Origin of the sequence: Pseudarthrobacter albicanus, from assembly GCF_018224015.1 — a bacterium.
Lineage (GTDB): Bacteria > Actinomycetota > Actinomycetes > Actinomycetales > Micrococcaceae > Arthrobacter > Arthrobacter albicanus.
The window spans coordinates 1-9,242 of record NZ_JAGPOT010000131.1 but is presented as its reverse complement, the minus strand read 5'-3'; the positions used below and the strand labels follow the sequence as shown (position 1 = coordinate 9,242).

General features: G+C 63.2%; 12 protein-coding genes. 6 read left to right on the top strand and 6 right to left on the bottom strand.

What is annotated here, in order from left to right; translation table 11 throughout:
• Positions 1-244 precede the first annotated feature (244 nt).
• From J9611_RS20410 to J9611_RS20390, 5 genes are all read left to right on the top strand, one after another.
• Entirely contained in the window at positions 245-640 is a 396-nt protein-coding gene (locus tag J9611_RS20410; protein ID WP_211882929.1) for a plasmid mobilization protein, read from the top strand.
• 7 nt (positions 641-647) lie between these two features.
• Positions 648-2,252 (top strand): relaxase/mobilization nuclease domain-containing protein, encoded by a 1,605-nt coding sequence (locus tag J9611_RS20405; RefSeq protein WP_211882927.1) that lies wholly within the window; start codon positions 648-650, stop codon positions 2,250-2,252.
• Between the two features lie 8 nt (positions 2,253-2,260).
• Positions 2,261-3,019, top strand: a complete 759-nt coding sequence (locus tag J9611_RS20400) for a hypothetical protein (RefSeq protein ID WP_211882925.1) — start codon at positions 2,261-2,263, stop codon at positions 3,017-3,019.
• Between the two features lie 53 nt (positions 3,020-3,072).
• Complete coding sequence (locus J9611_RS20395; RefSeq protein WP_211882923.1) at positions 3,073-4,125, top strand: PDDEXK nuclease domain-containing protein; 1,053 nt, start codon at positions 3,073-3,075, stop codon at positions 4,123-4,125.
• A gap of 171 nt (positions 4,126-4,296) precedes the next feature.
• Positions 4,297-4,599: a DUF4193 domain-containing protein gene (locus J9611_RS20390; protein ID WP_211882920.1), complete on the top strand. Its 303-nt coding sequence runs from the start codon at positions 4,297-4,299 to the stop codon at positions 4,597-4,599.
• 99 nt (positions 4,600-4,698) lie between these two features.
• Here the strand turns inward: J9611_RS20390 and J9611_RS20385 are convergent, their stop codons facing one another.
• The 3 genes from J9611_RS20385 to J9611_RS20375 form a co-directional block, all read right to left on the bottom strand.
• The gene (locus J9611_RS20385) at positions 4,699-4,914 is read right to left on the bottom strand and encodes a hypothetical protein (protein WP_211882918.1); all 216 of its coding nucleotides are present in this window, start codon (positions 4,912-4,914) and stop codon (positions 4,699-4,701) included.
• Between the two features lie 153 nt (positions 4,915-5,067).
• A complete protein-coding gene (locus J9611_RS20380) occupies positions 5,068-5,430 on the bottom strand; it encodes a cupin domain-containing protein (RefSeq protein ID WP_211882916.1) in 363 nt (120 codons plus the stop codon).
• Positions 5,431-5,818: 388 nt separating this feature from the next.
• Positions 5,819-6,229, bottom strand: a complete 411-nt coding sequence (locus J9611_RS20375) for a cupin domain-containing protein (RefSeq protein WP_246528103.1) — start codon at positions 6,227-6,229, stop codon at positions 5,819-5,821.
• 225 nt (positions 6,230-6,454) lie between these two features.
• On the opposite strand from J9611_RS20375, the gene J9611_RS20370 reads away from it, so the two are divergent.
• Positions 6,455-7,042, top strand: a complete 588-nt coding sequence (locus tag J9611_RS20370; RefSeq protein ID WP_211882914.1) for a TetR/AcrR family transcriptional regulator — start codon at positions 6,455-6,457, stop codon at positions 7,040-7,042.
• 107 nt (positions 7,043-7,149) lie between these two features.
• Here J9611_RS20370 and J9611_RS20365 read toward each other — a convergent pair whose 3' ends face one another.
• The 3 genes from J9611_RS20365 to J9611_RS20355 all read right to left on the bottom strand — a co-directional run bounded on the left by J9611_RS20365 (position 7,150) and on the right by J9611_RS20355 (position 8,959).
• Positions 7,150-7,527: a DMT family transporter gene (locus J9611_RS20365; RefSeq protein ID WP_211882912.1), complete on the bottom strand. Its 378-nt coding sequence runs from the start codon at positions 7,525-7,527 to the stop codon at positions 7,150-7,152.
• On the bottom strand, positions 7,524-7,850 hold the full coding sequence (locus J9611_RS20360; RefSeq protein ID WP_211882910.1) for a DMT family transporter: 327 nt from the start codon (positions 7,848-7,850) through the stop codon (positions 7,524-7,526). The genes J9611_RS20365 and J9611_RS20360 overlap by 4 nt, the downstream gene beginning before the upstream one ends.
• A 464-nt stretch (positions 7,851-8,314) precedes the next feature.
• Positions 8,315-8,959 carry a DUF5134 domain-containing protein gene (locus J9611_RS20355; RefSeq protein ID WP_211882909.1) on the bottom strand — a complete coding sequence of 215 codons (645 nt, stop codon included), beginning with the start codon at positions 8,957-8,959 and terminating at the stop codon, positions 8,315-8,317.
• Between the last annotated feature and the right edge of the window lie 283 nt (positions 8,960-9,242).

The window sequence follows — 9,242 nt, the reverse complement described above, 5'->3', positions numbered from 1 at the left end:
GCCGACGGAGCGACGGAACCACAAGCCCCAGGTTCGAAAAGTTTGAAAACCATTGCCGACGGAGCGACGGAACCACAAGCCCCAGGTTCGAAAAGTTTGAAAACCATTGCCGACGGAGCAAGCTGGTAACTTAGCCGTGCTAAGTTCGTGTCGCTCCCCGGAATCGCGTTGCGGTCCCGGCAGACTGGAGTCTGGTCCCGGACTTTCCGGGTCGCTGCGCTGGCAACTACGAGGGGGCGGAACGATGAATGAAGGCAACGGCTTTGCCGGTTGGAAGGCCCGCCGCCGCCGGGCCAACGTTGACGGCGGCAGGGTGCACCGTCACGAGGTCAAGGTCAGCCCGGAAGAGGAAGCCCGGCTTCTCGCCCTGGCGGAAAAGCACCGCGTCACGATTCCCCGGCTTCTGATCGAAGCGGCACTCAATGAAAACAGTGAAAGCCCGTCCGAGCGCCGCGATCAGTTCATGCAGCTTTCGAACCTGCAGCGTCTCGTCGGGTCCGTGGCGAACAACATCAACCAGATCGCCCGGCACGCCAACTCAACAGGGGAAGTGCCGCCGGATGCGGCGGCTTCCATCGCCCACGCGAGGGCGGTCATCATCCGTATCGACCGTCAGCTCGCTGACATGGCCGGCCGGTGATTTGTTCGTGATTCCGAACATCACCCAGGGCGACCGCATGGCGGGTCTGATGATCTACCTCGCGGGCCCGGGGCGGGCGAACGAACACGAGGAACCGCACCTTGTCGCCGGCGATTCCGCGCTCATGGCGTGGCACGATGACAACGAACTGAACCGGGACGCGGCCCTGGACATCGCCAACGCCCTGGACCGCGCCCAGAAGTTTTTTGAAACGGAAGTGGACGGCGGCCACGTCTTCCACTGCTCCCTGAGCCTGTCCGCAGAAGAGGGACAGCTCACCGACGAGCAATGGGGTGCCATCGCGAACGACTTCATGACGGAGATGGACTTCACCGAGGACGGCGGAAAGGCCCCGGCCCGGTGGGTTGCCGTGCGGCACGGGCTGAGCAAGAACGGCAACGACCACATCCACATCGTGGCCAGCATGGTCCGCGACGACGGCACCAAATGGAACAGCTGGAAGAGCAAGTACAAGTCCCAGCAGGCCGCCCGGACGCTGGAGAAAAAGTACGGCCTCAACCAGCTCGGAGACGTTCGCGCGGAGCGTGGGTTCACTCCTGCGGAACAGGCCAAGGCCGTCCGCCAGGGACTGCCCGAGGTGGAGCGGCACAGCCTCGCACGGACGGTCCGCAGCTGCGCGGCAGCGTCAACGGATGAAGCGGAGTTCGTCCGCCGGGCACGCCAGGAAGGTGTGCTCGTGCGCCCACGTTACGCGGCCGGCCGCACCGACGTCGTGACCGGATACTCCGTCGCCGTTCGCCCCCGGAAGGGGGAGCGTGCCGTGTGGTTCGGCGGAAACTCCCTGGGACGTGACCTGGCTCTGCCCAAGCTCCGCACCGGGTGGGAAAGCACCCCGGAGTCAGCGGCTGCCGCCGTCGCGGAATGGAACGCCGCTGCTCGCAACCGCAGGCCGGTCACCCCGGGCCGGGAGACGCTGGAGCCCTCGGCCGACCTGTGGGCCAGGTACGCGAACGACGTCAGCGCCCTCCGGGAGAAACTGGCCACCACCCCGTACGGTGACCACGTCGCGTGGGCACAGGCAGCCCGCGAAACATCCGCCGCTTTCGGCGCCTGGTCCAAGCGCATCGAACCCAGCCCCGGTCCGCTGGCCGACGCCGCACGGGAGCTGTCGAAATCAGCCCAGCTGCGGCGCTACCCGTCACGGCCGGCGGTTGCTTTGCCGTCGGCACGCGGGGCCACCATGATCATCCTGGCCGCGACGTCCAGGAGCGAACGCGCAGCCTATGCCTTGATGTTCCGGCAGCTCGCCCAGACCGCCCGCGCCATCCACGACATGCACCAAGCCACCGATGACCTGCGGCGCGTCCGCGGCCTCTCAGCCGCCGTCATCGCCGCCAGCAAGGTTGTCGAAGCCAGCGCCACGACCCAGACCATCACGGCACAGCCCCTGACGATGGAAGTACTGCGGGAACAGCACCCGGGAGCCGGCGAGGAAGCCCTCCGGGCACGGCTGATCGCTGAACGGTCACGGGGCGGCTCGCCCATCCCGACGACACTCACCAGGCCAGAGAAAACACTGCAGCAGGCCGGGACCACCCGGGCCGAAGAACCTGACCGAGAACTCCATCCGAATCCAGGCATCGAGCGATAGGGACAAGCATGAGCGAAGCAGACGGAATCGACGATGCGGTAGACGCCGCAATGCGCACCGGGCTGATGGTTGCCAGCCGCATCGGCGAGCAGCTGGCCAGAATGCGCGAACAGGACCAGCGCGACATCGCCGCCGCCGAGGAACACCGGGCACGCCAGCTGCAGGAACGCTTCGACGCCCAGCGAGCAGCAGCCCGGGCCCAGTTGGCACCGGCCGCGCGGGATGACTGGTGGGACAAAGCCACTCCCGACATGATCGAACGCGCCCACCAGACAGCCACGGCCTGGAAAGGCTACGACCCCGAAGCCGCCCAGGCATCTGAACACATCCGGAACCAGATCCAGGCCAGCTACGGCATCGACGTGAACAACACAGGAGCGGACGAGGCATCCGTTTCCGCCGCGCTCACCCGGGCACAACAAGCCCGCGCCGAAGCAGACAACGAACGGACCAAAGCCACGGCCGCACGCACCGATGAAGCGATGGCCGTCGCCGCGGTTGAAGGCGCCAACCGGCAGGACTATGCAGCACAGAGGGGACAGCGCGAGCAGGCCTACGATTCCCCCGGGCGACGTCAGCAGCTCGCCGAAAGCCTCGACGGCAAAGGGGACCGTGAGGCCGTCAACTCCCGCCTCCTGGCAGACAAGCACCAGGGCGCGCCGGCGACAGCCGCTGTGGCGCAGAAGCCCTCGCTGGCCAGGACCTCGAAGATGGCCAAGCAGGGCGGCAAGGGCAAGACCCTGGAACGCGGCGGCCTTGAACGCTAGGGGAGCGGACCGCCTGCCGTGCCAGGACCGCTCCGATCATTAGGATCGAAAGCATGACTGAAGATCGCGACCTCGCCCTCCCCACCGGCTACACCGACCTCCTCGTCGAGCTGAAGACCCGGGTCCGGGCAGCGCGCACCAAAGCACTGCGGACCGTCAACACTCAGCTGATCGAGCTGTACTGGTCCATCGGGAAAACCGTCCTGGAACGGCAGGAGGCGGAGAGCTGGGGGAGCGGGGTCATGGGCAGGCTGGCCGATGACCTGCGGGCAGAATTCCCTGAAATGAAGGGACTGTCCCGATCCAACCTGTTTTACATGCGCGGTTTCGCCGCCGCCTGGCCCGACCCAATTGTCCAACAGGCTGTTGGACAATTGCCGTGGGGCCACATCACCGTGCTGCTGGACAAACTCGATGCTGCAAAGGAGCGTGCCTGGTACGCGTCCGCGGCCGTCGAGCATGGCTGGTCGCGCAATGTCCTCATGAACATGATCATGAACAAGACCCTCGAACGTACCGGAGCGGCGCCTTCGAACTTTGTCCAACGGCTTGTTGCACCGGACTCGGAGCTGGCCCAGCAGATCGCCAAAGATCCCTACAACTTTGAATTCCTCGGACTCTCCGGGGAGGTGGCCGAACGCGATCTCGAGAACGCCCTGACCAGCCGGATCACCGAGACCCTGCGCGAGCTCGGGCCCGGCTTCTCCTTCGTCGGCCGACAAGTGCATTTTGACGTTGATGGCGATGACTTCTTCGTGGACATGCTTTTCTTCAACATCGAGCAATCCCGGTACGTCGTCATCGAGCTCAAGACGGGCAAGTTCCAGCCCGAATATGCCGGCAAACTCAACTTCTACGTCGCGCTCGTCGACGACGTGCTCCGGCGCGATCACCACAACGAAACCATCGGGATCCTCATCTGCGGCACCAAAAATGACCGGAGCGTCCGGTACAGCCTGGGGCGCTCCACCTCACCCATGGCCGTCGCCGCCTACACCTACGACAACCTCCCCCCGGCCGAACAACAGGCACTCCCCAACGAAGGACACATCGTCGCAGCGCTGGAATGGGCAGAACCCGAGACCTCGGCGGCGCAAGACGAATAAGGACTCCCGGGACAGCGCTTCGGCGCGTTCCCCCGACGTCCCGGACCAAGACGCCCCCAATGGTCGGGCTCCCCGGACGTCCCCGCCGCTCCCCGCGACTGAGGAATACCGGGGCTATGGTGTACGTTGCAGTCCCGTTAGACAAGAACGTCAGAAGAGAGAAAGACCTAAGTGGCAACCGATTACGACGAAGTACGTTCCGACGTCAAGGAATCCCAGGACCGGTCCCTGGAGGCGCTGCAATCCGCCAACGCACCGGATGCCCGCAGCGTTGTCCGGGAGCTGGACGAATCCGACGCCCTGGATGAGGCCATGACTCCCGGCGGGGAGTTTGTCTCGGAGGAACTCATTGTTCAGGTCATCCCCCAGGCCGAGGACGAGTTCACCTGCTATTCCTGTTTCCTGGTCCGGCACCGGTCCCAGCTCGCGCGCGAAAAAGACGGCCACTCGTACTGCATCGAGTGCGAGGGGTAGGACGATCCAGATGCCTGACCATCGGTCATCCGCCATGCCTTCTGTGATTGTCGTCTCTGTCCAGGCAAGAGTCGGAAAGAAGTAGCGATGAACACTCCGTTACATCTCCGCTGGGACGAACCAGGCCAGCAGCAGCTCCTCGCCCGGGCTGAAGCGTTGCTCCAGCGGCGCGGACGGTGCCTGCTTGGAATCGCCGGGGCGCCCGGTGCCGGAAAATCCGCCATCTCCATCCACGGGCACATCGGTGGGCTGCTGGAGCCGCTCCACCAGGGACCCATCGAACAAACCATCCTGCGCGGAAGAACCGGTATCCATACCCAATCCTCGCGGCCGCCCTATCGTGACCCGGTTAAATTAAAAACCGGCACCCTCACTTGCTGGCCCACGCACCTGGAACTCGCCGCCCACGCCCGCCGCTGTGGCCACGAGCAAGGGGCAAGCGCGCCGGCCGGCCAAGCATCGTCGCTGTCAGAAGATCACGTAGAGTTTGCGAAGTGTCTCGTGAAGCTCCCAGTTACCGCTCCAGCCCCGAGGGATGAAGACCGTGTCTCCGGGGCCAACGAACTCGGGCTCGCCGCCGTCGGCGGTAATTGTCATCGAGCCGGAAAGAACGTGCACAAATTCGTTTGTTTCAAGGACCCAGCGAGAGGGTCCTTCGGTGCATTCCCAGATGCCGGCTTCGGAACCGTTCTCGTCCTTCCACAGGTAGCTTCCGCGGGTGTCCATCTGCGGTCCGGTCGCTTCAGGACAAGGGCCCCAGTCGTCCAGCTCCGTAACGTTCCCTGCATCGCGGATAAGGTGGGCGGAGATGGAGGCTGTCGTTTCAGTCATTGTTTTGCCTTTCGGGTGGCTATCAGTGGTTGTTACCGATAGAGGTTTGTTTTTGTTTCATTGCGGCCGACCTGCCCTTGGATGCGGCGCTCAAGGTGTTCCGCATTGCGCAGCCGTCCTGCTGAACCACGCATAAGGCGGTCTATCACCACTGCCAGGGTTCTGATTCCGGCTTCAAATCCGGATGACCGCGTCAGCTCCACCGGCCACACAATTGGCGAGTTGATCAGCCTGTTTGCTGATCCGGGTACCCGCCAGCTTCGTAGACCCGCCGGGAGGCCCCGGATCCATTGGCTTCAGCGACCAGGCTTCGTCGATTCCAGGCCACTAAGGGTCCTTGACGCTTTTCCCTTGGCGCTGCCTGCCGTGGCCGGATATGGATCAGGGCTCAGACTTCGTAGTACCGGAAGGAGTGCGATTCCGCACCTGCGGGGTTGGGTCCGTAGATGGTGACCATCCGGGCGTAGACGGGTGCCCAGTATCTGCCCATGCGTCCGGGATTTACGCGGGCTGAATCGCCTGGCTTGAGGATGACGGTCTCTCCCCCACTCTCGATGTGGAGTTCGCCTTCCAGCACGTAATTCGTCTCGGTGTGGGGGTGGAAGTCCTCCCAGGCGCAGGCCTCCAGCTCCCACTCGGAGAGGATAAAGTCTTGCCAGGGGCCTTCAGGATGGGAGTTGATGAACCTGCAGCGGAGGCTCTGCCATTGGTCCTTCATCGGGGCCAGGGCCTGCGCAGGCCAGAAATCGATCGCAGTCCCCGTCGTCAGTGTCGGGGGCTGAGGGGTGGTTGTGACCATTGTTTTCACCGTTTCTTCAGGGGTTCTGCATTGCGAGCTGATTTGATGAATCTAAGTGACATCGCATCATCGTGATGCAGGTCACTCCGGTGTGAATACTTTTACATGGACGTGTGTTCAAGTCAACCGTTCTAGACGCTGATCTTGAACCTTTTTTCTCCAGCTAAGCAATAGGGTTAAGGAAGTGTCCCTGTCGAACCTAACCGGGAGACTGGAGAGTGAACTATGCGGGTATCCGCTGAAGATCGAAAAGAACAGCTGATTTCAGCGACGGTGGAACTGATGCGTCGTGAGGGTGTCCAGTCTGTGACCATTCGGGCCATAGCCAAGGAGGCTAATGCTCCGTTGGCTACGGCTCATTATTGCTTCAGCAATAAAGAAGAGCTCATGGAAGCGGCCGCCGAGGCCTGGTTCAAGAACCTGAGCCGCTTTTCCAGCGGCGCCCCGGTCCATTTGGGACTTCGCAAAGCTGTGGAACAAGTGGCCGAAGGCTACTGGCGCGCACTGGAGGAAGAGCCCGCAAGCATCCTTTCCGAGATCGAACTGATTCTGTGGGCAACGCGCAATGCAGCCGTCAGCCCGCTGGCCGTGAAGATCTATCCCGCCTATGAAGTGGAGCTGGGAAATATATTCTCTTCCGCCGCCCAAGGCAGCGGTGACCGGTGCCTCATAGACTTCCCCACGCTGGTGAGGCTCTTTCTCATGATCTACGACGGGGCCGCCATTCAATACATGACCGACCCGAAGGCTACCGATTACCGCGCCCAGTTCTTCATGATGGTTGATGCACTTCTGATCAAGGCCGGCGTCTGAACTACTCCGCTGTGGGGGCTCGACGAACCCCTAGAACGCGCCAAGGGGAATGCCGCGGGGCATACGCCATCGGATGGCCTTAATGGTCGGGAGAACCAGCGGGAGCCTCAGGCGGGGACCCTGGTGTCGGAACGGTCGGCATCGGACGTGGCGTCCGCCGGCAGGGACTTCAGCCCGGCCGCGCAGCCAACGATCCCGGCGATGAACAGCACCTTCAACAGGCTGAAGGGTTCGACGCCGGTTGCCATGGCCCAGCCGACGGTCAGGGCAGCGCCTATTCCTACCCAGACGGCGTAGGCGGTGCCCAGCGGGATGCTGCGGATGGCCGCGCCCAGCCCGATCATGCTCAGGGTGGCCGTCACGGCGAAAACCACGGTGGGGAGGGGAACTGTGAAGCCGTTGGACAGGCCCAGGGCGGTGGCCCACACGGCTTCCAGCACGGCGGAGCCAAGCAGCAGCAGCCAGGCTCTTGAACGTTGGCTCATTGCGCCACCATCTTCAGTCCGACCACGCACGCGGCGATGCCGGTGAGCAGCAGCAGGCGCGCCGTCGTCGGGCGTTCAGCTTTGGTGAGCATCGCGTAAGCGGAGGTCAGTATCACGCCGACGCCTACCCAGACGGCGTAGGCGGTGCCGGCGGGGATGGTCTGCATGGCGAAGGCGAGGCCGGCCATGCTGGCGAGTGCGGCGGCCAGGAAGAGGAGTGCGGGGGCGATGCGGCGCCTGCCGGGGCACCGGAACGTCCGGTGCAGGGCAGCGGCCCAGACGGCTTCCAGTGCCCCGGAGGAAATCAGGATTAACCACGACATGACAGATCCTTTGGCCACGCCTGTAACGCCCGACGGCGGGTGGCCGGGGCGGTGGCCAGCCTCACCGCCGGGATGCCCCGGCGCAGGACAGGAAGAACAAAGCTGGTGTTAGCCGGCAATTGGGCCATGGCTGACGCATCAAAGCCGGCCAGTCTCAAGATTAACCTCCCCATTGGTTGGTACCGCCCCAATGCGAAACGGAAGGCCCCGGCTGTGTTGCGCACTCAATCCGTCTCAGGTCCGGTGCAGAAGAAGCACTCCCCGGGTTCGAGGCTTGAGTCGCAAGTCTTTTCGATGAGGTGTTCATCGGCATCGTTTAGCGCCACGCTTACGGTTCGTGTATCCATGGCCGCTACTTTCTCGCTTGTGGACGCATCAGGTGGCAGCGCCCAATCGCCCGGCCAACCAGGCAGCGGATCCTGCTGCTGAAGGAGTGGACCGCAGCGCTCATTGGGGATCAGCACTTATGCCATGGTGGCGAACATGAGGGCCATGATGGCGGCGCCGAGGGCTTCGAGGCTGTGTTGTTTTCGGGGGGAGTGTTTTGGGGCTGTTTTGTTGGGGGCTGTGGTTGCCGGTTTCCGGTTGCGCAGTAGGAGGGCGATGAAGACCAGTGCCGCGGTTGCGAAGATGATTGTCAGTGGGGTGGCGAGGTTGGACAGGTGATCGAGGGTTGCGGTGGCTGTGGTGGGGGTTGGGTGGGGCATTGCGTGGTGGGTGTTGGGCAGTGGCATGGCGTCTGCGGGGCCGGTGGTGATGTGGCTTGTCATCATGGTGATCATGAGGGCGGCGCCGGCCATGCTGAGGCTGTGGTACAGGCATTTCAGGCGGCCTTGGCTGCCTGCGCAGAGTATTTTGAATTCGGTCCGGGCGACGGCCTGGATGATGAACCAGAGGGCTGCGCCGGTGAGGACGGCGATCTGGGCGAGCACGGTGGAGGGTGCGAGGTTCCAGAGCATGGCGGCCATCAGGATGTTCATGAGGGCGTGGAGGGTGTTGTTGACCCGGTCGGTGAGCTGGTGTGGCTTGGTGGCCTGCAGGAGGTGATAGCTTCCACTGAGCAGCAGGACGGCTGTGAGGGCCCAGGTAATTGCGGGGATATTTAACACGCGGATCACACTCTCGCTACAGGGTTGGGTTAGGTGCAGGTCGGTCCCCGGTGCTGTTGTTACAGCACCGGGGACCGCCTGTTTGAGGGTTGTTCGTTTCCAGCTTTAGGTCATGTGCCTGGTTCTTGGCTTTCCCTGAAGCTGGGCAGGGTTTATTTATCGGTGGTGCAGCATGTTCCGGTGTCGGTTGTTTCGGTTCGGTTTTCGTTGCCGGGGAGGTTCAGGGTCGGGTTTTGGTCGAAGAAGCCGTGGGGTTCGAGCATGAAGCCGATGTTCTGGCGGG

Coding starts and splice junctions, on each gene's coding strand:
- J9611_RS20410 (WP_211882929.1), top strand. CDS start 245: ATGAATGAAGGCAACGGCTTTGCCGGTTGGAAGGCCCGCCGCCGCCGG.
- J9611_RS20400 (WP_211882925.1), top strand. CDS start 2,261: ATGAGCGAAGCAGACGGAATCGACGATGCGGTAGACGCCGCAATGCGC.
- J9611_RS20395 (WP_211882923.1), top strand. CDS start 3,073: ATGACTGAAGATCGCGACCTCGCCCTCCCCACCGGCTACACCGACCTC.
- J9611_RS20385 (WP_211882918.1), bottom strand. CDS start 4,914: ATGGATACCGGTTCTTCCGCGCAGGATGGTTTGTTCGATGGGTCCCTG.
- J9611_RS20380 (WP_211882916.1), bottom strand. CDS start 5,430: ATGACTGAAACGACAGCCTCCATCTCCGCCCACCTTATCCGCGATGCA.
- J9611_RS20375 (WP_246528103.1), bottom strand. CDS start 6,229: ATGGTCACAACCACCCCTCAGCCCCCGACACTGACGACGGGGACTGCG.
- J9611_RS20370 (WP_211882914.1), top strand. CDS start 6,455: ATGCGGGTATCCGCTGAAGATCGAAAAGAACAGCTGATTTCAGCGACG.
- J9611_RS20365 (WP_211882912.1), bottom strand. CDS start 7,527: ATGAGCCAACGTTCAAGAGCCTGGCTGCTGCTGCTTGGCTCCGCCGTG.
- J9611_RS20360 (WP_211882910.1), bottom strand. CDS start 7,850: ATGTCGTGGTTAATCCTGATTTCCTCCGGGGCACTGGAAGCCGTCTGG.